Origin of the sequence: Streptococcus sp. HMSC076C09, assembly GCF_001837905.1 — a bacterium.
Classification (GTDB): domain Bacteria; phylum Bacillota; class Bacilli; order Lactobacillales; family Streptococcaceae; genus Streptococcus; species Streptococcus parasanguinis_I.
Window position 1 is genome coordinate 158,560 of the sequence record NZ_KV834651.1, and the last position, 24,408, is coordinate 182,967.

Here is a 24,408-nt window from a genome sequence, read left to right on the forward strand (position 1 = left end):
CGTCCGTACTCACCTAAGGAAAGTTTTTAATATGACTTTGTCTTCAATCTGAAACAGCTGACGCTGTTAGTCTTCTTGTTTAATTTGTTCCAACATCTTCACTTCTTCTGCTGTCAATTCGTAGTTTTCTAGCAGGTCAGGGCGACGCTCCAAGGTCTTTTTCAAACTCTGATAAAGGCGCCATTGACGGATATTTTCATGGTGCCCACTCATGAGAACATCTGGAACTGTCATTCCTCTGTATTCATAAGGCCGTGTGTATTGAGGGTATTCTAGAAGTCCAGAAGAGAAACTATCATCCTGGTGGCTAGACTCTTTGCCGATCACTTCTGGAATCAAGCGGACTGTCGCATCAATCATGGTCATGGCAGCAAGTTCCCCACCCGTCAGGACATAATCCCCCAGTGAAATCTCATCCGTTACCAAGGTCTTGATCCGCTCATCGTAGCCCTCATAGTGACCGCAGATAAAGATCAATTCATCTTCCTGAGCCAACTCTTCTGCGTAGGCTTGGTCAAAGGTCCGACCAGCAGGATCCAGCAGGATCACGCGCGGATTCTTCTTCTCAATGGCATCAAAGGCATCAAAAATCGGCTGAGCTCGCAAAAGCATGCCTTGCCCGCCACCATAGGGTTCATCATCCACATGCCGCGCCTTCTCTGCATTTTCGCGGAAATTATGGTAGTTGATCTCTAATAGACCTTTTTCACGAGCCTTTCCGACGATGGAGTGCTCCAGGGGTGAAAACATCTCTGGAAAGAGGGTTAAAATATCAATCTTCATCGTCTAACCCTTCCAAGATATCTACATCCACTCGGTTTCCTGGAATATCAATATGGAGGACCACTGGTGGGATATAAGGCAAGAGAAGGTCTCGTTTACCTTTGCGTTTGACCACCCAGACATCATTGGCACCTGGTTGAAGGATCTCCTTGATCTGACCGATGAGCTGGTCATTTTCATAAACATCAAGGCCAATAATCTCGTGGTAGTAAAATTCACCCTCCTCCAAATCCGTCAAGTCTTCCTCGGAAACCTTGAGACTAAAACCCTTGAACTTTTCGATGGCATTGATATGGTACATATCCTTAAACTTGATGATATCAAAGTTCTTGTGCTTACGGTGACTGGCAATGGTCACTGTTTGGACAAACTGATCCTTCTCATCGAAGAGAGCCAACTCCGCTCCTTTTTTAAAGCGCTCTTCCGCAAAGTCTGTCACAGACAAGACCCGCATCTCCCCTTGTAAGCCTTGGGTATTGACAATTTTCCCAACATTAAAGTAATTCATGATTTCTCCAGTGTAGTTTATTCACTCTATTTTATCACGTTCAAGAGATTTTCTCAAATGGACTTATCTGCTAGAAACTGCTCCAAATCCCGCTCGTGCTGGTATTTTACGGCTGCTGTTTTATCTTTTTCAAAGATAGTTTTAGTAAGGTCGATTTCATTAATGGCCGCGATAGCGACCGTGTAGTGAATCATATCAGCTAGTTCTTTAGCCAATTCCTCATTTGAATCTTGGACACCCGCTTTCCGTCCAGAACGTCCATTTAACACCTCGGCTACTTCGCCAACCTCTTCAACCAGCTTGATAAACAAACCTTCTTCCGTCCGGGTATTCTGGTAATGTTCTTGTAAATAGGCTTGTAACTGGCCAATGGTCACTTCTTTCATTCTTTCTCCTTCCAACAAAAAACGGGACCAAGTCCCGCCTTTTTATTTTTCGTCAATAACGATTCTTACTTTTTTATCTTCAGTTGGGACAGAGTAGACAATCGTTCTTATCGCAGAAATGGTGCGACCTTTTCGACCGATTACACGACCAACATCGCTAGGATCAAGGTCAAGGTGGTACTCCAAGAATTCCGGAGTATCTTCGATCTTGATGGTTAAGGCATCCGGTTGTGAAATCAAGGGTTTCACAATTGCAATAATAAGATTTTCAATCGTATCCATACATCAACCTACTTTATGATTATTTTGAGAATTTAGAATCGTGGAATTTCTTCAAAACACCTTCTTTTGAAAGGATGTTACGAACTGTATCTGAAGGTTGAGCTCCATCAGCCAACCATGCAAGAACGCGGTCTTCTTTCAAAGTTACTTGGTTTTCTTCAACAAGTGGATTGTAAGTTCCAACTGTTTCGATGAAACGACCATCACGTGGTGAACGTGAATCTGCTACGTTGATACGGTAGTAAGGTTTTTTCTTAGAACCCATACGAGTCAAACGAATTTTAACTGCCATTTTTATAAGTCTCTTTTCTATATTTTAATTTTCGGTGAAATAGACAAGCTATTTAGCACATGATCTATTATAACACATTTCATAGACCTGTCAAGAAAAAAACTTGACAGTATTTAAAATTTTTTATTTTATCAGTAAATCGACGATTTCTTGATAGGTGCTAACTTCATAAGTTGGCACTACTTGGCTGGTATTTTCCTTGTGATCTGGATTATACCAAACGGTAGCAATCCCCGCAGCATTCCCTCCTGCGATATCAGCTGTCAAAGAATCACCGATCATGAGGGTCTCTTCCTTGCTAAAATCTGGAATCAGTTGGCCTACTTTGTCAAAAAATGCAGGTTCTGGTTTCTGAGTATGAAGCTGTTCAGAGATAAAGACCTCTTTAAAATAAGGCGCGATGGAAGAATGAGCTAAGCGTCCTTCTTGAATGGCAGTCACTCCGTTCGTTGCACCATAGAGCTGGTAACCTGCTTTTTCAAGTCGTGCCAGTAAGTCCTCCGCCCCTGGGAATGACTTCCCTTGAAGACTGATGTAATCTTGGTAGCGAAGAGCCATCTCGGCCCCATCAACCGTGATCCCAAAGTGGGCAAACCCAATCGCAAACCGACTATCCACGAGTTCTTGTTTGGTGAGCTTCTTTTGTTCTAAATCCTTCCAGAGCCCTTGGTTCATAGGTTTGTAGTAATCTTTAAAGGCCTCTACATCTGAAAAATTCATGTCTTCTAACATCTGCGTCAAGGCTGTTTCTTCAGCAGATTCAAAGTCCAACAAGGTATGGTCCAAATCAAAAAGTAAAAATTTATATGCCATTACAAACGATCTTTCAATTTTTCTACAAATAAATAAGCAGCTGGGCAAGTGAGCGTATTTTTGATGGTCAGATGGTTGATCTGATAGATCTTCTTGCGATCGGTGTGAGGGAATTCCCGACAAGCTTTTGGGCGTACATCATAAATGGAACAGAGATTGTCCCCACCAAGAAAGGGGCAAGGCATGGATTTAAAAACCTTGTCCCCATCTTCGTCAACTTGAAGAAATTCTGCCTCAAAGGCAGGAAGCTTCATCTTGAAATATTTGGCGATCCGCGTGATATCCGCTTCCTTAAAATCGGGCCCTAAGGTTTTGCAGCAATTAGCACAAGCCGTACAATCGATTTCTTGGAAAACTTCATCGTGGATTTCTTGCGCTATTTTATCTAAATTCTTAGGTGGCTTCTTCTTGAGATTCGCCAATACCTTGCGGTGCTCCTTTTGCTTTTGGAGAGCTAACTGATGGTATTTTTCAATATCAATTTCCTGTGTCATCCTCTATTTCCTCTTCTAAACAATAGAAGCATTATACCACAAAGACTGTGAAAAAAGATAGATCTTGCGATCTATCTCACTTAATTAATCGGTTACAGCACCTGTTCCATCTAGGCTCCAAGTGTTTTCGACATAAGGAGTAAATTGAGTTATTGTTTTCTCAAATCCTTCAACAACAATCAAATAAACCTTATCATCTTTTTGGAATACCCAACCAGCAACCTGCAGGCCTGACTTGAGAAAAATATGTATTTTAAGCGACTCATTTCCTCCAACAGTCGTCGTAGATTTTGTCATTTTCTCAACAATTTTATAATCATTCCACCTACTCTCCAATCTTTGAGCTATTAGCTCTGCATTAAATTCCACTCCTTCAGGGACATTTGCTTTTTCTCTAGTGGCAGCATTTAAAACAATAATATTGAAGGCGTTTTTATCTGTATACTGAATATTATCTCCGACTTGGATACTATCATTCTTTTTCCAGTCACTTGGAATATTGACATAGCCATAATCTGCTGATCCAATTCGTTTCGTTTTCACATTCCCCTTATCACTATCTGGAATTTTTTTCTCTACATTACTACTTGAATTTGTTGTCTCTCTCACCACATTAGCGGAACTAGATGCTACCGATGATTTACTAGACGCTTTCTTTGGACTAGTACAAGCAGAAAGGCTTACAACAGACAAAAACGTAACAGACGCGAGTAGGAACTTATTTTTCATATTCTCTCCTCAATGATGTATTTACTTTCCTCTAGTCTACCATGATTTTCTAGGATTTGAAAGTGCGATTTCTATAGCATAAAGAGACTAGAAATGATTCTAGCCTCTCTTCATCAATCCGTTACAGCGCCTGTTCCATCTAGGCTCCAAGTGTCTTCAATGTATGGGATAAAGGTTTTCAAGGTTTCTGCATCCCCTTCAAAAGAAATGGTATACACTTTTTCACCCTTCTGGAAGACCCAAGTAATCAGGTATTGACCAGATTTCATGATAATTTGAAGCTGGTAAGCGTCCAGACCTGCGACTTTAGTCCGCGCTCCCGTCATCTTATCAACATCCTGGTTATCTTGCCACATTACGGCCAGTTTCTTAGCTAGAAATTCTGCATTAAACTCGATATCCGCAGGAACTTTGGCCTTTTCCCGCGTAAAGCTATTCAAGGTGACAATATTATAGCCGCTCCCATCCGTATACTGGACAGCTTCTGTCCCATCGATATCCGTGAACTTGAACCATTTACTTGGAATATCGATGTATCCATAATCTGCATTTCCAATCCGCTTGGTTTCTTGACTGGAAGTGGTTTTCTTTGTAGAAGCAGTATCCTTTGACGAAGAGCTGCTTGTTTGCTTTTCGACTTTGCTGCTACTTTCTTTTGTAGAAGAAGCTGCTGTGTCCTTTTGAGTGGTGTGACTACAAGCCATTAGTGTGCAGATAGAAAGAATCGTCAGTGATGCGGTCAATAATTTGTGTTTCATGCTCAACCTCCTTGATAACGTTTTCTTTCTTCTAGTCTACCATGAAAGTGGGTATTTTAAAATAGGATAAGTGTCACATCTGATGGAACCTTTCTCATTCAGTCTATTTCTTTTGAACCTAAAACAAAAGGCTGGGACAAAAGTCCTAGCCTCTCAATTATTTTTGGATTGTCGAGCAAGACGCAGTGGTTGAGTGGGCTCTACTACGCTGATTTCATCAGCTTTTACAGCCCTACTCAACTGTGCGGAGGTGGGACGACGAAATCGAATTCTAACGAATTACCGATTTCTGTCCCACTCTCTAATTGTTATTCTTCATCCATTGACAAGACAGATAAGAAGGCTTCCTGTGGTACTTCTACAGATCCAATTGCCTTCATCCGTTTCTTACCAGCTTTTTGTTTTTCAAGAAGCTTACGTTTCCGTGAGACGTCCCCACCATAACACTTAGCCAAGACGTTCTTACGAAGGGCCTTGATATCTGTACGGGCCACGATCTTATGACCGATCGCCGCTTGGATAGGCACTTCAAACTGTTGACGAGGGATAATCTTCTTGAGTTTCTCAACGATCAACTTACCACGTTCATAGGCAAAGTCCTTGTGAACGATAAAGCTGAGGGCATCGACAGTATCGCCATTGAGAAGGATATCCATTTTAACCAATTTAGAAGGTCGGTATTCAGACAACTCATAGTCAAAGCTCGCATAGCCACGAGTAGAGGATTTCAATTTATCAAAGAAATCAAAGACAATTTCAGCTAGTGGGATTTGATAGATGACATTCACCCGATTTTCATCGATGTAGTCCATGGTCACAAAGTCCCCACGTTTGCGTTGGGCTAATTCCATGACAGCCCCAACAAACTCTTGTGGCACCATGATTTGGGCTTTGACATACGGTTCTTCGATCGAAGCGATCTTGGTTGGATCTGGGAACTCAGATGGGTTGGAGACATCCAGTGCTTCTCCATCTGTCAAATTAACCTTGTAGATAACAGACGGTGCCGTCATAATCAAGTCAATATTGAACTCACGCTCCAAACGCTCCTGGATAACGTCCATATGAAGGAGACCCAAGAAACCACAACGGAAACCAAAACCGAGGGCCTGAGAAGTTTCCGGTTCAAATTGAAGACTGGCGTCATTCAATTGCAATTTTTCCAAGGCTTCACGAAGGTCATTGTATTTGTTGGATTCAATCGGGTAAAGACCAGCAAATACCATTGGATTCATTTGCTTGTATCCATGTAGTGGCTCATTTGCTGGATTGGTCGCTAGGGTTACCGTATCCCCGACACGGGTATCCGCAACGGTCTTGATAGAGGCCGCAATATAGCCAACGTCTCCAGTCGCAAGGAAATCACGGCCGACTGCTTTAGGAGTAAAGATCCCAACTTCTGTGACATCAAAGGTCTTGCCATTGCTCATGAGCTGGATCTTATCGCCTGGTTTAACCATTCCATTGACCACTCGGACCTGAAGGATTACCCCACGATAGGCATCATATACAGAGTCAAAAATCAAGGCTTGAAGAGGGGCTTCAACATCACCCGTCGGTGCTGGAACTTTCTCAACGATCTGCTCCAAAATCTCTTCAATCCCAATACCAGCCTTGGCAGAGGCTAGGACTGCCTCGCTAGCATCCAAGCCGATGACATCTTCTACTTCTGTGCGCACACGTTCTGGATCTGCAGCTGGCAAGTCAATCTTATTAATGACTGGAAGGATTTCCAAATCATTGTCCAGTGCTAAGTAAACGTTGGCCAGGGTCTGAGCTTCAATCCCTTGAGCGGCATCCACCACAAGAATGGCTCCCTCACAGGCAGCAAGCGACCGCGAAACCTCATAGGTAAAGTCCACGTGTCCTGGTGTGTCAATCAAGTGGAAGATATAGGTTTCCCCATCTTTAGCCGTGTAGTTCAACTCGATGGCATTCAGCTTGATGGTAATCCCACGTTCCCGTTCCAAGTCCATACTATCTAAAAGTTGGGCTTGCATTTCCCGACTAGACACGGTTTCGGTTTTTTCTAAAATTCGATCGGCCAAGGTTGACTTTCCATGGTCAATATGGGCGATGATCGAGAAGTTCCGAATCTTCTCTTGTCGTTTTTTTAATTCTTCAAAGTTTGGCATAATCATCTTCCTAGTAAATTTAATCGTACTCTTCATTATAACAAAAAAGATAGGCCTTTGCCTATCTTAATTCATTATTTTCAAAAATCGCTTCTGCGTTTTATTTCCCTCATAACCTATTCGTTCGTAAAAGAGATGGGCTTCTTTTCGATGAGAGGCGGAATTTAAACGGATAAAAGCATAATGCTTGCTTTTGGCAAGTTCTTCAACTCTCTCCATCAATTGGCGACCAATCCCACGTCCTTGAGCAGATGGAAAAACCGCTAGACCCAAAATATTTAGACCAGCGTCACTATAGAGACTTTCATAGACTTCTGCCTCCACATAGGCAAGAATATGGCCTGTTTGGTCCTCTTCATAAACAAAGCAAAAATGATCCGAATCTGGCGAATTAAATTTATCAATCTGAGCTGCCACTTTCTCCAGGGTCGAATCATACCCCAATGCTTGGTGACATAAATCTCTAATTTGACCTGCATCTTTGACTTGAACAGTACGAATCATACCTTCACCTCCATGAACCCTATGGTATTATCTTAGATCATTTTCCTCAAAAAGTAAAGGAATATCTGATAAAATTCAAAATGAAAATCCGATTTAGATCAAATTCATCTTTTTTCGCATTTTTCAGGGATTTCTATTTACTTTTTCGATTTAATTCATTATAATAGTAAGGGTAAATACAAGGAGGTGAGTACGTTGGCCAGAGGTCGTGGAAAAGCAAGCCCTCAAGACAAAGAGGCATTACGGATTATATCGGAAAAGATTAGAGAATTACTGAAAGAACAAGGGAAAAAGCAGATCGAATTATCTCGTATTACTGGAATCCCTGCAAGTACCCTGACTGGATATGTAAAAGGAACTTCTCTTCCCGTTCCCGAAAATTTAGAGAAGATTGCAGCCTTTTTCCAGGTAGCAGTTGCTGATATTGACCCTCGATTGCGCAATGATTTTGTAGTCATTGATTCAGAGATTGAACGATTATATAAACAGCTCGATGAAGGAAATCAAGAAAATCTTCTCTCTTATGGAAAAAGTCTCTTGACCCATCAAAAAGAAAGACAGAAGATTGAAAAGCAATACCACTCTTATTCTGTCTATGATTCTTTTGCAGCATACCAAAATCAGAAGCAAGCTGATATCGTGTGGTTTGATCAAAAGATTCCTTACGATTTGGCTTTTTGGATTCATACGGATTCCCTCGAGCCTAAATACGAAAAAGGGGCCGTTGTGTTAATCAAGCAAACCTATTATGATCAAGCAGGGGCTATTTATGCCATTGATTTTGATGGACAAACGTTGATCAAACGTGTCTTTCGTGAGGCCAACGGTATTCGACTGGTTTCCCTTAATAAGAAATATAGTGATCAAATCATTCCACTAGATGAGGAACCTGGGGTGATTGGAAAAGTGATTGATGGCTTTGTTCCTCTTGATTTGGAGGAAATCAAATGATTCAATTAATCGCGATTGACTTGGACGGAACTCTTTTGCATGAGGATAAGACTCTATCTAAAGGCAATATTGAAGCTCTTCACCGGGCCCATGAAGCCGGCTATGACATTGTGATCTGTACGGGGCGTCCCTTAGCGGGTGTCCGTCCTATCTTTGAAGAGATTGGACTCCCTGATGGCAACTACTATATGATTATCAATAACGGGTGTACAACCTTGTCTACTAAGACTTGGGAAATCATTGGCAAGGAAGAATTGAGCCTTGAGGACATGCACCGGTTGCAAGTTTTGACGGAAGATACAGATGTCCAGCTAACCTTATTTGACATAGATCACTACCTAGTGGTCGCACCTGAAGCCAGTGAACTTGTCACGATGGATGCGGGCATTGTTAATTCTAAACCGACACTTGTCTCTGAAGAGGATCTGCCCAACCTTGTTCCTATTTTTCAAGCCATGTACGTAGGAGATCCTTCTGCTATTGATGCCTTCCAAGCTCAGAACGAGGCTGCATTAGAGGCCGAGTTTAACACTGTTCGTTCACAGGATATCTTGTTTGAAATCTTGCCAAAAGGTGCGAGCAAAGCTTCTGCTCTTCAAGCATTAAGCCAAACATTAGGCTACAGGAGAGACCAGGTCATGGCTCTTGGAGATGCAAACAATGACCTTGAAATGCTACGTTTTGCTGGTTACAGCGTCGCTATGGGAAATGGCAATGCTGCTGTCAAGGAAATCGCAGATTTCATCACCCTGACCAATGATGAGGATGGCGTGGCCCATGCTATTCACAAATTAATTGAAACTGAAAAAGGAGAATGATCATGAAATACCAAAATTTGTTGGACCGTTTTATTACCTATGTAAAGGTTAACACACGTTCAGACGAAAATTCTACAACCACTCCAAGTACCCAATCACAAGTTGATTTTGCAACAAACGTCTTGATCCCTGAAATGAAACGCGTGGGTCTTCAAAACGTCTACTATTTGCCAAACGGCTATGCTATTGGAACACTTCCAGCTAACGATCCAAGCTTTACTCGCAAGATTGGATTTATCTCTCACATGGATACCGCTGACTTCAATGCCGAAAATGTCAATCCACAAATTGTTGAGAATTATGATGGCGGTGTCATTACCCTTGGTGACTCTGGTTTCACACTCGATCCAGCTGATTTTGCTCATTTGAACAACTACAAGGGACAAACCTTGATCACAACGGATGGTACTACTCTTCTGGGTGCAGACGATAAGTCAGGTATCGCTGAAATCATGACAGCTATTGAATACCTGACAGCTCATCCTGAAATCAAACATGGAGAAATCCGTGTCGGCTTTGGTCCAGATGAAGAAATCGGAGTCGGTGCAGATCAATTTGATGCAGAGGATTTTGATGTAGACTTTGCCTATACTGTTGATGGTGGTCCTCTCGGAGAGCTTCAATACGAAACCTTCTCAGCAGCTGGGGCTGAAATCACCTTCAAAGGACGCAATGTCCACCCAGGTACAGCCAAAGGTCAAATGATCAACGCTCTTCAATTGGCCATTGATTTCCATAACAAACTCCCTGAAGGAGCACGTCCAGAATTAACCGAAGGCTATGAAGGCTTCTACCACTTGATGAACATCGATGGAACTGTCGAGGAAGCAAGTGCTAGCTATATCATTCGGGACTTTGAAACAGAAAGCTTTGAGAAACGCAAAGACCTTATGAAATCTATTGCCGATCAGATGAATGCGGAGCTCGGTAGCGAACGCGTTCTCCTCACCCTCAAAGATCAGTATTACAACATGAAGCAAGTGATTGAAAAAGATATGACACCAATCACCCTTGCTAAGGAAGTCATGGAAGATCTTGGAATCACTCCAATCATTGAACCGATCCGCGGTGGTACAGATGGCTCTAAAATTTCCTTTATGGGGATTCCAACACCTAATATCTTTGCCGGTGGCGAAAACATGCATGGTCGCTTTGAATACGTAAGTCTCCAAACCATGGAACGCGCAGTTGATACCATTATCGGTATTGTGACCAAAAAATAAGAAACAAAAAAGGATTCGGATTATACATCCAAATCCTTTAAATATCATTGAGAATGTACCGAAACTTTCCGCTGTGAGAAAAGTGCTAGAAACACACTTGTTTCTAGCACTCGGGAGTTTTGAGACCTCAGGCTCAAAACTAAGTCATGGAACTTCTTCGAAGTTCGCTGACGTCCGTACTCACCTAAGGAAAGTTTTAAAATATAATTTTATTTTCAATCTAAGGATTCGGATTGATTGTCCGGATCCTTTATTGTAGATTAGAAAGCTTGACAATATCTTTGACCTGATCAATGGTCTGAATCAGGTGAAGGCTTGTCTCATTAATAGGAAGATAATAGACTTTATCTGCCAAAGATTCTGTAAAAGGACGATTCGTGAGTAAGATCACCTGTTGTCCTTTTTCTTTCAGCTCTTTCACTTGCTTTCTTACCTTTTGGTAAAAACGCTCATCACCGATTTCTAGATCATCCACCAAGACACAAGCAGCGTCCAAACCTAACGATTCATTGGTTCCATTTTGGGTCAGATAATAGGCTGCTCCCTCTTTGACCTCATATAAACCAGCTGATGGTTCAACTGGAAGAAAGGCTGGTTTGATTTCAGCTTCTACTACTTTTTCCATTTCTACAAGGTTGGCTAGAACCTGCAAATAAATCGGTGCTAATTTACTTAAATCCAAGAGTTCCTCAAACTCAAAACCACGTTTCAAAGCTTCTAAGATATAGAAGAGCCGGTGGGGCATATGACGAGCAATTTTCTGGATTAATTCATCATCGCTCATTTCCTCAGGAAGGATGGTCAGCAAGTTCTTGTCTTTAATGGTTTCTAGGGCTTGTTGATAAGCTTCATCGATTCTCTTTCCAAATCCATAAACTGCCCCATAAGAGTGAATTTGGGTATTGAGGCGGGCATTTTTAGCAACATCAGAAAAAATCGGGATCTTAAAGAAGATATAGTCCAAACTCGGTTCGTAAACGGCCCTTAAATCCTTTAATAAGGGATGAGGCAAATGCTCGAGAGAGCGCCCCAATTGCAGCTGCACGCCTTGCTCAAACAAGGAATAGCCCAAGCCCATAGAGGCCATCGAGATACTATCTGAAGCAAATGGATTAACTTCTAGGATATAAAAAGCATAGCTCGTCGGATCCAAAGCAAACTTGATCGAAATGGCTCCTGTCAGCTTCAAATAGCGACTGATGTGGATCGCTGCTTCACGAAGATTTTGAAACTCCCGGTCTGTCAGGGTGACCGCTGGCATAAATTGATAAGAGTCACTAGAGTGGATCCCGACAGGATCAATGCTTTCAATAGAGGCCGCCAGATAGTGATTGTCTTCGCGATCGCGCATGACTACAAAATCCAATTCCTTAAAGCCATAGGTCGAAAACTCTAGCAAACACTGCTGACTTGGAGAGACCGAAAGTCCCGTTTCTACTGCTTCGCACAAGTCATCTAGATTATGAGCAATCTTTCGCCCCTGCCCTTGCTTACTCGCTACCGGCCAGATCATAATGGGAAATTGAATGCCTTCAGAAAACTCAATGGCTTCTCGAACAGAACCAACCAGTGCGGAAGCGGGTACCTGGTAGCCCAACTCTTGAAAGAGGCGTCGTTGATCCGCCTGCTGATAAAAGGTGCGGTAGCGTTGAAGGCTCGGTCCGATAATTCTAATCGATGCGTCTTTGAAAAATCCAGTTTCTTCCAATCGAAACAAGAGGTTCAAAATCTGTTTATCCGCAAAGGTTAGGAGCAAGCGAGATCGAGTATAAGAAAGAAGAATCGTCCTAAGAGCATCCAGCTTAAGCTTACTGACTACAACCTGTTTTCCAGCTTCTTGGGTGATAGTATTTTCTTCGCCCAGATAAAGGACCAGAGCATTCCCATCCTTGGCATTAAGTTTTTGTGCTTCCTTTACCGCAGCCAAGAGGCTAATATCCTGATAAGAATCTCCACATAGGAGAAGCAATTTCTGGTTTTCTTTCATCATTCCTTCTCCCTTCTACTTTCGTGAATTTTGGCATCAATCAATTCTAAAAATTCATCGTAAAAATAGAGATTTTCCCTTGGCCCTGGACTCGCATCCACTTGGAATTGAACCCCTAAAATCGGTTGGTAACGATGGCGAAAAGCTTCGATACTATGGTCATTGACGTTTTCATGCGTGACCAATAAATCATGGGGTAGGCTATCGCGTGCGATACTATACAAGTGATTTTGACTCGTTATCTCGATTTTCCCTGTCGCAATTTCACGGACGGGAATATTTAAACCGAAATGCCCAACTTCCATGGGAGCTAGCTCAGCCCCGTAAGCTTGAGCCAATACCTGTGCTCCCAAGCCCATACCCCAGATTGGAATCTGACCATTGAGCTTTTTGATCAAGCGGCAGAGTTTTTTCACCTGATGGGGATCGCCAGGCCCACTGGATAAAATAACGCCATCGGGCTGCTGTTCCATCAGTTCATCATAAGAGATATCATAGGGATAAACTGTCACATTACAGTCCCTTTGACTCAGCTGGCGTAAGACAGAGTGCTTGACCCCTAGATCAATCAAGGCAATACTCTTTCCAAAACCTGGTACAGCATAGGCCGTTTTTGTAGAAACTTGACGCACTTGGTCTTTGGGAAGGACCGTTGCTCGCAACTGATCCAAGATATGCTCGATCGAATCCCCCTTGTTAATGACAGTCGCCTTCATCCGTCCATACTTGCGGACAATTTTTGCCACCTGTCTCGTATCAATCCCTACAATACCAGGGATTTTTTTTCGCTTCAAGAATTCATCCAAGGTCATCTGCTGCCGCCAATTGCTCGGCATCTCCACTAGATGCTGAACGACTACTGCTAAACAAGTGGGCGTAATCGATTCAGAATCATCTCGATTGATCCCTGTTGCGCCAATAACTGGAAAGGTAAAGGAGAGGATCTGGCCACTAAAAGCCTGATCCGTGATCAATTCTTGATAGCCTGTCATGGCTGTCGTAAAGACCAATTCACCAGTCACATATAAGTCTGCACCAAAGGCTTCTCCTTCAAATACAGTCCCATCCTCTAGGACCAATAATCGTTTCATCGAACCCCTCCCTTCTTTTTACACTAATCCAATTTTATCATAGTTCCTCAAAAAAAGGAAAGTCAGATTCCATGTAGCTGTCTACTCTGTCCTCTTTCTTTCCTTTCAATGAATTGTCAGTTATCTTATTTTGCACCGCGACCTTTAAGGACGGCTTCAATGATGGCCATACGGACAAAGACACCGTTGGTCATTTGTTCTACGATGCGTGATTTAGGAGCTTCTACCAAGTGGTCCGCAATTTCAACGTCACGGTTGACTGGTGCTGGGTGCATCAAGATTGCTGTATCTTTCATACGGTCATAACGTTCTTGTGTCAAACCATGAAGACGGTGGTAGTTTTCTTTAGAGAAGAGTGATTCGTAATCATGACGTTCGTGTTGCACACGCAAGAACATCATCACATCTACTTCTTCAATGACTTCATCGATAGTGACGAAGGTTCCATAGTCTTCAAATTCCGCACTTCTCCATTCGTCTGGACCTGCAAAGTAGAGGGTTGCTCCCAAACGTTTCAAGATTTGCATATTTGATTTTGCCACACGTGAGTGATCCAAGTCCCCAGCAATACAAACTTTCAAGCCATCAAAGTGACCGAATTCTTGGTAGATAGTCATCAAATCAAGCAAACTTTGGCTTGGGTGTTGACCTGAACCATCCCCACCATTGACGATAGAGGCTGTGATCGTTGGGCTTTCAACCAATTCTTTGTAGTAGTCCACTTCAGGGTGACGGATGACGCAGACATCTACTCCAAGAGCTGACATGGTTAAGATTGTGTCGTAAAGTGTTTCCCCTTTGTTCACAGAGCTTGTCTTCACATCAAAGTCAAGGAGATCACATCCCAATTTCAACTCTGCCACTTCAAAGGCTTTGTGGGTACGAGTTGAAGGTTCAAAGAAAAGGTTTGAGATGATGTGTTGGTCTTCGTAGGATGCTTTAGCTCCGTTTTTGAACTCAATCCCACGTTTGATCAATGCCATTACTTCTTCATTGGTAAGAGTTTCCATTGAGACAAGGTTTTTAAGAGCGATTTGATTTTCAGACATGTTGATTCTCCTTTTATAATGTGAATGCAAATAGTTTACAATTTGTTTAAGCTTCTTTGATGAGGACGCGGTCTTGACCGTCTAGCTCCACCATCTCGACAATGATTTCCTCTGACTTACTTGTCGGGATATTTTTCCCAACAAAGTCCGGACGAATCGGCAACTCCCGATGCCCACGGTCGACTAGAACCGCCAGACTCACTCGAGCAGGACGACCGTGACTGACCAGATTGTCAATGGCAGCGCGTATTGTGCGACCTGTATAGAGGACATCATCGATCAAAATGACTTCTCTATGAGCGATATCAACTGGTAAGACCGTTGTATCTTCTGTCGCCTTCATGTCATCTCGGAAAGGCTTGGTATCTAGTTCTGCTACAGGGACATCGATTTGTTCCAGCTGAGAGAGGCGTTCTTGGATCCGGCGAGCGATGTAAACGCCACGCGTCTTGATCCCCACCAGCACAATCTGGCTCAAATCTTTGTTTCGTTCAATGATTTCGTAGGTGATGCGGGTAATGGCCCGTTTCATCGTCAAATCATCAACGACTTCTTTGGTTTTCATTCAGTCCTCCTTAGTTGTAAAAGAAAAACCTCCTTTTTCAAGGAGGTTCAGCAAATGAATGGTCTAAGAGGATAGAGTCTCGCTCTATGGTCCTAGCCATTGTTTTTCACAGTCTCCTTGCCTGCCTCACGGGACAGGATTAAAGGATTTATTTAATTGAAATAACTATATCACAGTTTCAAACGACATGCAAGAAAAAACTCAACATTTTTCAAAAAAATTTAAAAACATGACTTTTCATCCGAATAATGTTCGGTTTTTACTAAGAAACAGCCGATTTCCGCTTGATATTTTTAATCCCATAGAGCACATAGCCAGCCAAGAGGTAAGCGATAAAGATGATCACCACCCATTTTCCAACAAAGGCCCAGCCGTATTTATTCACATTGATAAAGAAATAGGCAAAGGGACTATCTTTTGCACCTGGAATTGGCCACTTCAAGACCAACCCATTGAGAAGAGCAAAGAGCATGTAAGCCAGTGGAATCAAGGTCCAAAAGAAAGGATCGAGCTTACGGTATTGCTTGGCTTTATCAATCACTAGGGTATCAAAGAAGAACATCAAAGGAACGATGTAATGACAGAGGAAGTTTTCCAAACGATAAAACTTCTCTGGTGTCGCAAGAGGCGCCAACATAAAGTGGTAGATGACACAGGTAATCATAATGGACATGGTAACTGCGCCTTTCATACGAAGGTAACCCTGAGTCTGGGTCGAACGACCTCGAACCATGCGCCAAACCATGTCTCCCATAAAGAACATGACTAACATGTTGGATAAAATGGTGTAATAGAGCATCATGCCAAAGCCACCATGCTTGGTGAGTTGCAGATAAACGCCAATAACACTTAAGATAAACAATAGAAAACGATAGCTAAATAATAATTTGAATTTCATAGTATTCTCCTGAAAGAAAAGAGGCAAGGCCCTCCTTCTTTTCTTTAGATTTTCTTCACAAATTCTGATTTTAGTTTCATTGCACCAAAGCCATCAATCTTACAATCGATGTTGTGGTCTCCTTCAACGATACGGATGTTTTTCACGCGCGTCCCTTGTTTCAAATCTTTCGGTGCACCCTTAACTTTCAAATCTTTGATCAAAGTCACTGTATCGCCATCAGCCAATTTGTTTCCGTTGGCGTCAATCGCTACGACACCCTCTTCTTCTTCGACCTCAGCTGGGTTCCATTCATACGCACACTCTGGGCACACCAAGAGCGCTCCATCTTCATAGACGTATTCAGAGTTACATTTTGGACAGTTTGGTAAGTTATTCATTTTTATCTCCTTATTCAAATTAACTTTCATAGTATACCATGAAAGCGAAAATTTGACAAATCCTGCTCGACTGTAGCATTTTCAAGAAAAAAGGAGGCGACTTGGCCTCCCTACATAGATCATATTTCTCAATCTTCCTGCAATTCTTGAATATCTCGAATCACGCGCACACCTGCTTGATTCTTCTCGCGCAGTTCAGCATCAGAGTATGGGAAGGTATTGATCAAGATGCTCTCCATCCCGATACTTTGGGCAACAGCGACATCTGTCGTAAAGTCATTCCCCACCATGACCGTTTTCTCAGGGTTCAACTGGTGTTCTTTCATCACTTCCAAGAGGAACTCTGGCTGAGGTTTGCGAATACCTGCGTCAGACGACAAGTAAATGGCATGGAAAAGCTCTCTCAAACCAACCAAATCAATCTCCGGATTGGTAAAATCTGCTTGGGCATTGGATAAAAGAAAGATTCGGCAACCTGCAGCTTTCATATCCTCTAACACTTCTTTCGTGTGAGGATAGAGCTCCAACCGCTTGCGAGAAAGGACACGGAAAGTCCTCGCAATCAAACGTCCCCACTCTTTGAGGTGGGCAACACTATCCCCACTTGGATGACCTTCTAAATACAATTGCACAAAGATGACCGTCAGATCAATCTCTGGATAGGCAACGTGTTTTTCCTTAGACAAGTCTTCTTCGGCTTGTTGCACCAACTCTCTATAACGCAGGCGCAGACCTTCTCCTGTGTAGCTTGCCCCGTAGGATTGGTAGATCTGAGCCATGGTATCCCATAAAATGGGGCTCGACTCATCCGTTTCGATGTCGACCAAGGTTCCATAAAAATCAAAAATATAGTTTTTAAATGCGTACTTGTGCGGATTCATCTCTCACTCCCGTAACAAACATCGTAAAGGTTGCCTTGCAGACATTGGCCCCGTCTTGATTGGTAATATCGACATCCACAACTCGAGTCGTCCGTCCACTGTGGACACATTCGCCATGTATCGTAAGGACATCACCCAGACGTCCTGCTTTCAAGTAATTGATCGAGGATTGCAAGGTCACCCCATCGACACCTTGAGAAACCACGACCAAACCACTGACTTGGTCACACAGGGTAAAGAGATAGCCTCCATGCGCATTTCCATAATAATTGAGCGATGATTCCACGACCTTGGTTGTCACCACCACATGGCCATCTCTCATCTTTTCGATTTCGTAATTTTCAAATGCAGCAATTGCATCAAAGTGAAAATCTTTCATATTACTTGCCACCTTTTCTAGCATCTTTTCAACTCCTCTATCATACTACAATTAAGAAGCAGATACAAGCAAAGGGGCAATTCCTTAGAGCTAAAAAGAACTAGATACCTCTAGCCCTTTGTTTAAAATCTTAATTTTTCCCAGTCGTCGTCTGTCCGTTTGCGATAATAGTACTCGGACAAATCCGGGTCTTCCATCACTTCCAGCAGAGGAAGCATGTCGTAGGACAAGTCCAACTTTTCTAATTGGTCCTTCTCAACCCAAGAAACTTCTCCTTCTTCAGATGATCTGAGCTGGCCTGTAAATTCTGTCGCTTTGTAGCAAAAGACAATATAGCGGCCTCCCTCATCTGGCTCCCAGTCTTTGACTGCGACCAGTTTTGGATCTGCAATTGTCAGTCCTGTCTCTTCGTAGACTTCACGAATGACGGATTCTACAAGGCTTTCTCCTTCTTCGATATGGCCACCTGGAAAAGCATGGCCAGCCCAGTGAGTCTTTTCAGGTGAGCGGTATTGGAGGACTACTTTATTCGTTGAACAGTCTTCGATCAGACATAGATTTGTTAGAATGGTAGATGTTTCGCGTGACATAAATTTCCTTTCTAATATGTTGACAATGAATCAATATAAACTTTTTTCTTTATCTCTTTTTTCATCACAAAGGGATTTACCAGCTCATGGTATTCATCATAGGCATCCAAAAGAGAGCCTCTCTGAAAGACAATTGACTTCTCTTTTAAATAATATTCCGAGTGAATCGTTACCGAACCATGACCATCAAAACTAAAGAAAAACACAATGAATAATACTAAGATCAAGCTAGCAAAGAAACTAAAAAGTAGCCCCACTACATTCTTCCAATTGACTGTGTGAGTTCGATAAAAGCGATACCAGATATGACAAAAAACTGTCACAGCTCCTAGATACAACCAAGGATTCCAGAGGAGCGGAGTAAAGGCGTAACCATTGTAGCCTAATAAAAAGTTCGCAAAAACTAAAAGTAAAAGAATAAGATACAAGATCCGAAACAGGTTCAGATACTCTTTCATGTTTGATCTCCCTTTCTTACTAATTGGTTTAAACTGGATCTCCTAAAGTAACATCAACAGAATATGATAACCTAACCGGAGCCAATGTTCTATAAGGGGCGTATCCGGATCACTTTTTTTGCTGTCTAAGAATAGACTTAGCGATAATAAAAGTAAGCTAAGTGCTATAACTATTTTAAGAACCAATCTCATACCGCCAAGAGCAAAAGAAACTATTGAACCAATTAGTGGTAAAGGGGAAAATATAAATGCCACTAAGCCGAAATAGATCTTAATCAATGATAAAACCAATAAACCATAAACAACAATCTTCGTAAAAAGAGAGACCCTTTTATCTTCTTTTTTCAGTTTTGAAATGAAATAGATGACATAGATCATATACATAAACAGAAACATATTTATTTACCCTATTTCCCATGGATTTTAATTCTATTTTATCCAACATCCATTAAGAATACAACCGCTTGTCTAGAAATGTCCAACAAAGACAAGAACAGGGTCAAAGTTTCTTCACTTCTGCTGCTACCTTTTGGAGATGCTGTTCCCGCATGCTAGCGGTATTCACATCCCGGCCGACTTCTCCCAAAATGCTGACACGCTTGGTTTTAATCCCACAGTGGTTCAAGACGGCATTTTTCAAAACAGAGATGCCATAACTATCTGGAATGTTGAGAGGGCCTGAAAAGATCTTATACCACCAAGTGGGGGCCATGGAGGTCGCATAAATACTGGCCGTTTTGCCTTTAAGCAACTTCTTGAATTGCTTGCCTCTGAGGTAATTCCAGATAAAACTTCCCTGATCATTGGCCGAGTAAGCAATCCCCGGTGTAAAGACCCGGTCGATCCAGCCTTTCATAAGGCTCGGCATACTACTCCACCAGATGGGATAAACAAAGATCAGGTGATCTGCCCACTGGATTAATTCTTGGGAACGAAGAATAAAAGGATCTTCCTCCATCCGCTTTCGATAGCCATAGCGAAGAACCGGATCAAAGTCCTCTTCATTAAGGTTAATGACTTCAAGTTCATGGCGACCTGAGTCAATATTTTCGACAATGGTTTGGAAAATAGCCTGACAGTAACTTTCCTTATCGGGATGCCCATTGATGACTAAAATTTTCATTCGTCTTCTCCTTCATCTCTTTGGTTCATTCTATCTCTTTTATATTTTTACTTGATTAATTGATAATGGTTCAAAGATTGATAGATACGTCCTTTAGGAATTTTTATTTGAAGAACACATCATCCGCAATTCCTTAACAGGTTTTCCAAGTTTAAGTATTTGTTCTTGGCCATCAAAAGTAAAACCCATTTTTTGATAGAAAGCAATGGCTCGCTTATTATCTTTCAATACCCATAAATAAATTTCAGAGAATGGATCAAGAGCAACAAATGCAGCATGCATTAACTGTTTACTCACACCTTTTCCATAGTAATCTTTTAAAACATATAAGGCAATGATTTCACCAGCTTGAATGGTCTCATCACGGTAATTTCCATAGCTGATAAATCCAACGACCTTCTTTCCATCCATCGCAATCAAGGTATTTTCTGGATATTTTTGACTAAAGAATCGACATTTTTCTAATGTCATCGTCTCCTGAAAATCCGCGGGTAAAAGATCGTCATAAGCCTCTCTCCACGTTTGCCAATGAACGAGAGATTTTCCTTCTATCTCTTCAGGAGTTTCCATTGCTTTAATGATAATCTTCATTCGCTTTATCCTTTCTAATCCAAGGCCTTCACTTCCAACATCATATCGCGGATTTGCGCTGCAAGCTCGAAATCAAGCACTTCGACGGCTTCTTGCATTTGGCCTTGCAGTTTCTTGACCAGTTCCTTGCGCTCTTGGCGGTTGAGACTAGTGATATCCACTTCCTTGTCCTCTTCCTTGGCCACCGCCTTGGTAACAGAGATCAGGTCACGGATTTCCTTCTTGATGGTTTGTGGTACAATACCATGCTCTTCATTATAAGCCATCTGGATTTTCCGACGACGGGCTGTTTCATCGATGGCTTTTTGCATAGACTGGGTCATGGTGTCCGCATACATGATCACGTGACCCTCGCTATTACGAGCAGCACGACCAATGGTCTGGATCAGCCCCCGTTCGTTACGGAGGAAACCTTCCTTATCCGCGTCGAGAATGGCAACTAGACTCACTTCCGGTACGTCAATCCCTTCCCGAAGAAGGTTGATACCGACCAAGACATCAAAAACGCCCAAACGCAAATCACGGATAATCTCCGTCCGCTCCAAGGTCTTAATGTCCGAGTGCATGTATTTGACCTTGACCCCCATTTCCTTGAAGTAGTCGGTCAAGTCTTCTGCCATCTTCTTGGTCAGGGTGGTAACAAAGGTCCGCTCTCCACGTTCTACACGCGCATTGATCTCACCTAAGAGGTCGTCCATTTGTCCCATGGTCGGACGCACTTCCACCTCAGGATCGAGTAGACCTGTCGGACGAATGATCTGCTCGATGATGGTATCGGTTTGTTCCATCTCATAGTCACCTGGTGTCGCTGACACATAGACAATCTGGTGGACATGGCTTTCAAACTCCTCACGGCGAAGTGGACGGTTATCTAAGGCCGACGGCAAACGGAAACCATAGTTGACCAGCATCTCCTTGCGCGAGCGGTCACCATTGTACATGCCCTTGATCTGTCCCATGGTCATGTGGCTTTCATCGATCATGATGAGAAAATCTTCTGGGAAGAAGTCAAGGAGGGTGTAAGGAGGCTCTCCTTCACTCCGACCATCCATGTGACGAGAGTAGTTTTCGACCCCATTGGTGTAGCCCATCTCCCGCAGCATTTCAATATCATACTCGGTCCGTTGTTTTAGACGTTGAGCTTCTAGCAACTTGCCTTCTTTTTCAAAGACCTTCAACTGTTCTTCCAGTTCCGCCTGAATCTTGGCAATGGCCACTTCCATATGGTCGTCATTGGTCACGAAGTGAGTGGCTGGGAAAATGGCTAAGTGGTCCACATCTCCTAGAACTTGGCCCGTCAAAGCTTCAACCTCACGAATCCGCTCAATCTCATCCCCGAAAAACTCGACTCGAAAGGCATGCTCATCACGCGAAGCTGGGAAAATCTCGACCACATCCCCACGAACACGGAATTTTCCCCGTTGAAAGTCGATGTCATTGCGCTCAAACTGAATGTCTACCAAGTCATTGAGAAGTTTATCACGAGAAATCTCCAGACCTGGACGCAGGCTGACTACGCTATCGGCATATTCCTTAGGCGAACCCAAACCATAGATACAAGAAACAGATGCGACTACAATGACATCGTTACGCTCCAACAAAGCTGATGTTGCGGAGTGACGTAGTTTATCAATTTCATCATTGACAGAGCTGTCCTTTTCGATGTAGGTGTCACTAGATGGCACATAGGCTTCTGGCTGGTAGTAATCGTAGTAAGATACGAAGTACTCAACCGCATTTTCAGGGAAAAATTCCTTGAACTCCCCATAAAGTTGGCCTGCTAGGGTTTTATTGTGGGCGATAACCAGGGTCGGTTTATTAACTTGGGCAATGACCTGGCTCATGGTATAGGTCTTCCCCGTACCAGTCGCTCCCATCAGGATTTGCGCCTTCTCACCACCCTCGATGTTATCCACCAGCTGCTCAATGGCCTGCGGTTGGTCCCCAGACGGTTGGTATTTCGATACTAGTTTAAATTTGTTTTCAGTTACTCGATTAATCATCTCTTTGACCTCACATATATAGACCTTATTTTACCATAAATCACTAGAATTCTCTGAGATGAGGAATGAAAGGGAAAACAACATATTACAAAATAATTAATTGGACACACATTAGAGCGAAAACTAAACAAGACTCTCGCAATTACTTCGAAAGTCTTGTCTTTTATTCTAAAACAATGCAATACGTAATAAACATCAGTGTCCATGATATACAAAATTAGCAAGGTTTGCTCATCAGTATCATTTTTATTTACTACTTAACTTCTTGATTCCTTACCAAGAGGTAGAGAGTTGCCCCAAGTGAACATACAAATCCAACAACGTAAATACAGAGTTGCAAATTGGAAGCACTACCTAAAATGGTATCCGCAACAATATTATAAAATAGATAACTAGTCAATGGTTCCACTACTCTTTCTATGAATGGTTGTACCAAAATAGGAAATAGCAGCAAAATAGCTAAACTCCCCATTGGACTTTTGAAAAAATAACTTAAGAAGTAAGAAATTAAAAAATATTGGATGGAGCCAATCAAATAGAAACTGAAAAGTTCTAAACTGACACCATTTTCGCTACTAAAAAAATGAAACCATACAAGCAGTACAATGAAATACAAGGTTGATTGTAGTACTACATCACATAATTCTACGAACAGGATCCGAATTGAACTTAAGATCCTTTTTCCACTTACCAAATAAACTAGTTTTGTTTCGTGTGATTGTAACTCAACAAATGCATTAACACACCCAATACTAACTGAGAGTATTGATGCAAAAACAAGAGCTTGCTTTATAGATAATTGTACAACAGTATCATTGATTGCAACTGGTAAAATACTTAAGAGACACACAAAACCTATCAAAAATGACTGTATGGTTATCTGGTACTTCACGGGTTTTAAACTATATTTTTTGACGATAAGACTGAAAAATACTTTTGCCATTCTTCCTCCCCATTCGAATCTTTTCTACAACCATTATGAACACCAAGAACAAGTTCCCTTCTACTACTAAAAGTGTAAATCCATACAATTGGCTCGTTTGAGTCCCTTCAATTCGGCCAAAAGCAAATGACTTTGCTCCAATCAAAGGCAATAGATTCTCTATGTTAGAAGAAAGTCCTCTTAGAACACCTGATAAAGTGATTACCAATAATAAAACATCTGCAATTAATGAAGTCATTGATTTTTTCGTTACTATTACGAAAAGTAAAGCTAATAAAGTAAGAACGATTGCAAATATCATAACTCTTACCGTGACATCTAAGAACAATGTCAATTCTAAATAATTCTTTAAAGTTGAATCTAGAAAAATGAGTAAAATAACAGCATTTACTATAGAAAATACTAAAGTAGCAAGTAACGATAAGACAATCGAACTTGTAATAAAACCAGTAAGACGAACTTTCCAGTTAGGAATCAATAACTGAGTAAAATTATCATCACCAAATTGGTAATGAGTTGAATAAACAAGTGAAACCAAGATTGGTAAGAAAATAACACTTGCTTGGTAGGGTGAAGATAAGAGGGCATCCCTGACTGTATAGACTGGATTCGATGATAACATAGACGGATCAAGGTTAACTGCTTGGCCATTTCCTTCCACTAAAGCATTTATCACCTGGATATTTTGAATTGAAAAAAATATGCTGACTCCCAAAATAAGAAAAAAAGTAAATTTAAAAGTAGGTAAACTACAATATTTATAAAGGTCACTAAAAAAGGAACGCTTCAACATA

General features: G+C 41.9%; 29 protein-coding genes. 3 read left to right on the forward strand and 26 right to left on the reverse strand.

The genetic code is table 11. From position 1 onward, the window contains the following. Positions 1-66: 66 nt before the first annotated feature. The 11 genes from trmD to HMPREF2704_RS09660 all read right to left on the reverse strand — a co-directional run bounded on the left by trmD (position 67) and on the right by HMPREF2704_RS09660 (position 7,684). Complete coding sequence (gene trmD / locus HMPREF2704_RS09610; protein ID WP_070846476.1) at positions 67-783, reverse strand: tRNA (guanosine(37)-N1)-methyltransferase TrmD; 717 nt, start codon at positions 781-783, stop codon at positions 67-69. Then, a complete protein-coding gene (gene rimM, locus HMPREF2704_RS09615) occupies positions 773-1,291 on the reverse strand; it encodes a ribosome maturation factor RimM (protein WP_049522797.1) in 519 nt (172 codons plus the stop codon). The genes trmD and rimM overlap by 11 nt, the downstream gene beginning before the upstream one ends. Before the next feature lie 53 nt (positions 1,292-1,344). Beyond that, positions 1,345-1,677 (reverse strand): MazG nucleotide pyrophosphohydrolase domain-containing protein, encoded by a 333-nt coding sequence (locus tag HMPREF2704_RS09620; RefSeq protein ID WP_049522796.1) that lies wholly within the window; start codon positions 1,675-1,677, stop codon positions 1,345-1,347. A gap of 42 nt (positions 1,678-1,719) precedes the next feature. Then, complete coding sequence (kphA, locus tag HMPREF2704_RS09625) at positions 1,720-1,959, reverse strand: RNA-binding protein KphA (protein WP_003001620.1); 240 nt, start codon at positions 1,957-1,959, stop codon at positions 1,720-1,722. Between the two features lie 19 nt (positions 1,960-1,978). Beyond that, complete coding sequence (gene rpsP, locus HMPREF2704_RS09630; RefSeq protein ID WP_006596292.1) at positions 1,979-2,251, reverse strand: 30S ribosomal protein S16; 273 nt, start codon at positions 2,249-2,251, stop codon at positions 1,979-1,981. Positions 2,252-2,374: 123 nt separating this feature from the next. Beyond that, complete coding sequence (locus HMPREF2704_RS09635) at positions 2,375-3,064, reverse strand: pyrimidine 5'-nucleotidase PynA (RefSeq protein ID WP_070466023.1); 690 nt, start codon at positions 3,062-3,064, stop codon at positions 2,375-2,377. Beyond that, entirely contained in the window at positions 3,064-3,558 is a 495-nt protein-coding gene (locus tag HMPREF2704_RS09640) for a YkgJ family cysteine cluster protein (RefSeq protein ID WP_003001664.1), read from the reverse strand. The genes HMPREF2704_RS09635 and HMPREF2704_RS09640 overlap by 1 nt, the downstream gene beginning before the upstream one ends. Before the next feature lie 84 nt (positions 3,559-3,642). Continuing rightward, on the reverse strand, positions 3,643-4,287 hold the full coding sequence (locus HMPREF2704_RS09645; RefSeq protein ID WP_070466026.1) for a hypothetical protein: 645 nt from the start codon (positions 4,285-4,287) through the stop codon (positions 3,643-3,645). A 113-nt stretch (positions 4,288-4,400) separates the two neighbouring features. Beyond that, complete coding sequence (locus tag HMPREF2704_RS09650) at positions 4,401-5,045, reverse strand: hypothetical protein (protein WP_070466028.1); 645 nt, start codon at positions 5,043-5,045, stop codon at positions 4,401-4,403. A gap of 308 nt (positions 5,046-5,353) precedes the next feature. Then, a complete protein-coding gene (gene lepA, locus HMPREF2704_RS09655) occupies positions 5,354-7,180 on the reverse strand; it encodes a translation elongation factor 4 (RefSeq protein WP_070466030.1) in 1,827 nt (608 codons plus the stop codon). Between the two features lie 66 nt (positions 7,181-7,246). After that, positions 7,247-7,684 carry a GNAT family N-acetyltransferase gene (locus HMPREF2704_RS09660; RefSeq protein WP_070466032.1) on the reverse strand — a complete coding sequence of 146 codons (438 nt, stop codon included), beginning with the start codon at positions 7,682-7,684 and terminating at the stop codon, positions 7,247-7,249. Positions 7,685-7,879: 195 nt separating this feature from the next. Between HMPREF2704_RS09660 and HMPREF2704_RS09665 the strand changes: the two genes are divergently transcribed. The 3 genes from HMPREF2704_RS09665 to pepT are packed head-to-tail and all read left to right on the forward strand — an operon-like array spanning position 7,880 to position 10,676. Then, positions 7,880-8,635, forward strand: coding sequence for a LexA family transcriptional regulator (locus HMPREF2704_RS09665; RefSeq protein ID WP_049486142.1), 756 nt, complete (start codon positions 7,880-7,882; stop codon positions 8,633-8,635). Continuing rightward, positions 8,632-9,453: a Cof-type HAD-IIB family hydrolase gene (locus HMPREF2704_RS09670; RefSeq protein WP_070846478.1), complete on the forward strand. Its 822-nt coding sequence runs from the start codon at positions 8,632-8,634 to the stop codon at positions 9,451-9,453. The genes HMPREF2704_RS09665 and HMPREF2704_RS09670 overlap by 4 nt, the downstream gene beginning before the upstream one ends. 2 nt (positions 9,454-9,455) lie before the next feature. Further along, complete coding sequence (gene pepT, locus HMPREF2704_RS09675; protein WP_070466036.1) at positions 9,456-10,676, forward strand: peptidase T; 1,221 nt, start codon at positions 9,456-9,458, stop codon at positions 10,674-10,676. Between the two features lie 250 nt (positions 10,677-10,926). Here pepT and HMPREF2704_RS09680 read toward each other — a convergent pair whose 3' ends face one another. The 15 genes from HMPREF2704_RS09680 to HMPREF2704_RS09755 form a co-directional block, all read right to left on the reverse strand. Beyond that, entirely contained in the window at positions 10,927-12,666 is a 1,740-nt protein-coding gene (locus tag HMPREF2704_RS09680) for an ATP-binding protein (protein ID WP_070846480.1), read from the reverse strand. After that, positions 12,663-13,754 (reverse strand): carbamoyl phosphate synthase small subunit, encoded by a 1,092-nt coding sequence (locus HMPREF2704_RS09685; protein WP_024055662.1) that lies wholly within the window; start codon positions 13,752-13,754, stop codon positions 12,663-12,665. The genes HMPREF2704_RS09680 and HMPREF2704_RS09685 overlap by 4 nt, the downstream gene beginning before the upstream one ends. Before the next feature lie 125 nt (positions 13,755-13,879). Further along, positions 13,880-14,803 (reverse strand): aspartate carbamoyltransferase catalytic subunit, encoded by a 924-nt coding sequence (locus HMPREF2704_RS09690; RefSeq protein WP_003007497.1) that lies wholly within the window; start codon positions 14,801-14,803, stop codon positions 13,880-13,882. A gap of 46 nt (positions 14,804-14,849) precedes the next feature. After that, positions 14,850-15,368, reverse strand: a complete 519-nt coding sequence (gene pyrR, locus HMPREF2704_RS09695; protein ID WP_003001719.1) for a bifunctional pyr operon transcriptional regulator/uracil phosphoribosyltransferase PyrR — start codon at positions 15,366-15,368, stop codon at positions 14,850-14,852. A 262-nt stretch (positions 15,369-15,630) separates the two neighbouring features. Continuing rightward, complete coding sequence (locus tag HMPREF2704_RS09700) at positions 15,631-16,266, reverse strand: Pr6Pr family membrane protein (RefSeq protein WP_045759511.1); 636 nt, start codon at positions 16,264-16,266, stop codon at positions 15,631-15,633. 44 nt (positions 16,267-16,310) lie between these two features. Further along, positions 16,311-16,646 carry a zinc ribbon domain-containing protein YjdM gene (locus HMPREF2704_RS09705; RefSeq protein ID WP_003016288.1) on the reverse strand — a complete coding sequence of 112 codons (336 nt, stop codon included), beginning with the start codon at positions 16,644-16,646 and terminating at the stop codon, positions 16,311-16,313. Positions 16,647-16,774: 128 nt separating this feature from the next. Next, complete coding sequence (locus tag HMPREF2704_RS09710) at positions 16,775-17,527, reverse strand: HAD family hydrolase (protein ID WP_045759512.1); 753 nt, start codon at positions 17,525-17,527, stop codon at positions 16,775-16,777. Continuing rightward, positions 17,502-17,906 (reverse strand): PaaI family thioesterase, encoded by a 405-nt coding sequence (locus HMPREF2704_RS09715; RefSeq protein ID WP_003016342.1) that lies wholly within the window; start codon positions 17,904-17,906, stop codon positions 17,502-17,504. The genes HMPREF2704_RS09710 and HMPREF2704_RS09715 overlap by 26 nt, the downstream gene beginning before the upstream one ends. Before the next feature lie 122 nt (positions 17,907-18,028). Then, on the reverse strand, positions 18,029-18,496 hold the full coding sequence (locus HMPREF2704_RS09720) for an 8-oxo-dGTP diphosphatase (protein ID WP_045759513.1): 468 nt from the start codon (positions 18,494-18,496) through the stop codon (positions 18,029-18,031). A gap of 11 nt (positions 18,497-18,507) precedes the next feature. Continuing rightward, a complete protein-coding gene (locus HMPREF2704_RS09725) occupies positions 18,508-18,954 on the reverse strand; it encodes a hypothetical protein (RefSeq protein WP_070846482.1) in 447 nt (148 codons plus the stop codon). A 499-nt stretch (positions 18,955-19,453) separates the two neighbouring features. Then, the gene (locus HMPREF2704_RS09735) at positions 19,454-20,077 is read right to left on the reverse strand and encodes an NAD(P)H-dependent oxidoreductase (RefSeq protein ID WP_070675542.1); all 624 of its coding nucleotides are present in this window, start codon (positions 20,075-20,077) and stop codon (positions 19,454-19,456) included. A 93-nt stretch (positions 20,078-20,170) separates the two neighbouring features. Next, positions 20,171-20,668, reverse strand: coding sequence for a GNAT family N-acetyltransferase (locus HMPREF2704_RS09740; RefSeq protein ID WP_070675545.1), 498 nt, complete (start codon positions 20,666-20,668; stop codon positions 20,171-20,173). Between the two features lie 14 nt (positions 20,669-20,682). Further along, positions 20,683-22,671, reverse strand: a complete 1,989-nt coding sequence (gene uvrB / locus HMPREF2704_RS09745) for an excinuclease ABC subunit UvrB (protein WP_070846485.1) — start codon at positions 22,669-22,671, stop codon at positions 20,683-20,685. Between the two features lie 253 nt (positions 22,672-22,924). Further along, positions 22,925-23,614 (reverse strand): hypothetical protein, encoded by a 690-nt coding sequence (locus HMPREF2704_RS09750; protein ID WP_070846487.1) that lies wholly within the window; start codon positions 23,612-23,614, stop codon positions 22,925-22,927. Then, a complete protein-coding gene (locus HMPREF2704_RS09755) occupies positions 23,574-24,407 on the reverse strand; it encodes a hypothetical protein (protein WP_070846489.1) in 834 nt (277 codons plus the stop codon). The genes HMPREF2704_RS09750 and HMPREF2704_RS09755 overlap by 41 nt, the downstream gene beginning before the upstream one ends. Between the last annotated feature and the right edge of the window lies 1 nt (position 24,408).

Bases quoted from the DNA above. Each gene is read 5' to 3' on its own strand.
- trmD (WP_070846476.1), bottom strand. From the start codon at position 783: ATGAAGATTGATATTTTAACCCTCTTTCCAGAGATGTTTTCACCCCTG.
- rimM (WP_049522797.1), bottom strand. From the start codon at position 1,291: ATGAATTACTTTAATGTTGGGAAAATTGTCAATACCCAAGGCTTACAA.
- HMPREF2704_RS09620 (WP_049522796.1), bottom strand. From the start codon at position 1,677: ATGAAAGAAGTGACCATTGGCCAGTTACAAGCCTATTTACAAGAACAT.
- kphA (WP_003001620.1), bottom strand. From the start codon at position 1,959: ATGGATACGATTGAAAATCTTATTATTGCAATTGTGAAACCCTTGATT.
- rpsP (WP_006596292.1), bottom strand. From the start codon at position 2,251: ATGGCAGTTAAAATTCGTTTGACTCGTATGGGTTCTAAGAAAAAACCT.
- HMPREF2704_RS09635 (WP_070466023.1), bottom strand. From the start codon at position 3,064: ATGGCATATAAATTTTTACTTTTTGATTTGGACCATACCTTGTTGGAC.
- HMPREF2704_RS09640 (WP_003001664.1), bottom strand. From the start codon at position 3,558: ATGACACAGGAAATTGATATTGAAAAATACCATCAGTTAGCTCTCCAA.
- HMPREF2704_RS09645 (WP_070466026.1), bottom strand. From the start codon at position 4,287: ATGAAAAATAAGTTCCTACTCGCGTCTGTTACGTTTTTGTCTGTTGTA.
- HMPREF2704_RS09650 (WP_070466028.1), bottom strand. From the start codon at position 5,045: ATGAAACACAAATTATTGACCGCATCACTGACGATTCTTTCTATCTGC.
- lepA (WP_070466030.1), bottom strand. From the start codon at position 7,180: ATGCCAAACTTTGAAGAATTAAAAAAACGACAAGAGAAGATTCGGAAC.
- HMPREF2704_RS09660 (WP_070466032.1), bottom strand. From the start codon at position 7,684: ATGATTCGTACTGTTCAAGTCAAAGATGCAGGTCAAATTAGAGATTTA.
- HMPREF2704_RS09670 (WP_070846478.1), top strand. From the start codon at position 8,632: ATGATTCAATTAATCGCGATTGACTTGGACGGAACTCTTTTGCATGAG.
- pepT (WP_070466036.1), top strand. From the start codon at position 9,456: ATGAAATACCAAAATTTGTTGGACCGTTTTATTACCTATGTAAAGGTT.
- HMPREF2704_RS09680 (WP_070846480.1), bottom strand. From the start codon at position 12,666: ATGATGAAAGAAAACCAGAAATTGCTTCTCCTATGTGGAGATTCTTAT.
- HMPREF2704_RS09685 (WP_024055662.1), bottom strand. From the start codon at position 13,754: ATGAAACGATTATTGGTCCTAGAGGATGGGACTGTATTTGAAGGAGAA.
- HMPREF2704_RS09690 (WP_003007497.1), bottom strand. From the start codon at position 14,803: ATGTCTGAAAATCAAATCGCTCTTAAAAACCTTGTCTCAATGGAAACT.
- pyrR (WP_003001719.1), bottom strand. From the start codon at position 15,368: ATGAAAACCAAAGAAGTCGTTGATGATTTGACGATGAAACGGGCCATT.
- HMPREF2704_RS09700 (WP_045759511.1), bottom strand. From the start codon at position 16,266: ATGAAATTCAAATTATTATTTAGCTATCGTTTTCTATTGTTTATCTTA.
- HMPREF2704_RS09705 (WP_003016288.1), bottom strand. From the start codon at position 16,646: ATGAATAACTTACCAAACTGTCCAAAATGTAACTCTGAATACGTCTAT.
- HMPREF2704_RS09710 (WP_045759512.1), bottom strand. From the start codon at position 17,527: ATGAATCCGCACAAGTACGCATTTAAAAACTATATTTTTGATTTTTAT.
- HMPREF2704_RS09715 (WP_003016342.1), bottom strand. From the start codon at position 17,906: ATGAAAGATTTTCACTTTGATGCAATTGCTGCATTTGAAAATTACGAA.
- HMPREF2704_RS09720 (WP_045759513.1), bottom strand. From the start codon at position 18,496: ATGTCACGCGAAACATCTACCATTCTAACAAATCTATGTCTGATCGAA.
- HMPREF2704_RS09725 (WP_070846482.1), bottom strand. From the start codon at position 18,954: ATGAAAGAGTATCTGAACCTGTTTCGGATCTTGTATCTTATTCTTTTA.
- HMPREF2704_RS09735 (WP_070675542.1), bottom strand. From the start codon at position 20,077: ATGAAAATTTTAGTCATCAATGGGCATCCCGATAAGGAAAGTTACTGT.
- HMPREF2704_RS09740 (WP_070675545.1), bottom strand. From the start codon at position 20,668: ATGAAGATTATCATTAAAGCAATGGAAACTCCTGAAGAGATAGAAGGA.
- uvrB (WP_070846485.1), bottom strand. From the start codon at position 22,671: ATGATTAATCGAGTAACTGAAAACAAATTTAAACTAGTATCGAAATAC.
- HMPREF2704_RS09750 (WP_070846487.1), bottom strand. From the start codon at position 23,614: ATGGCAAAAGTATTTTTCAGTCTTATCGTCAAAAAATATAGTTTAAAA.
- HMPREF2704_RS09755 (WP_070846489.1), bottom strand. From the start codon at position 24,407: ATGTTGAAGCGTTCCTTTTTTAGTGACCTTTATAAATATTGTAGTTTA.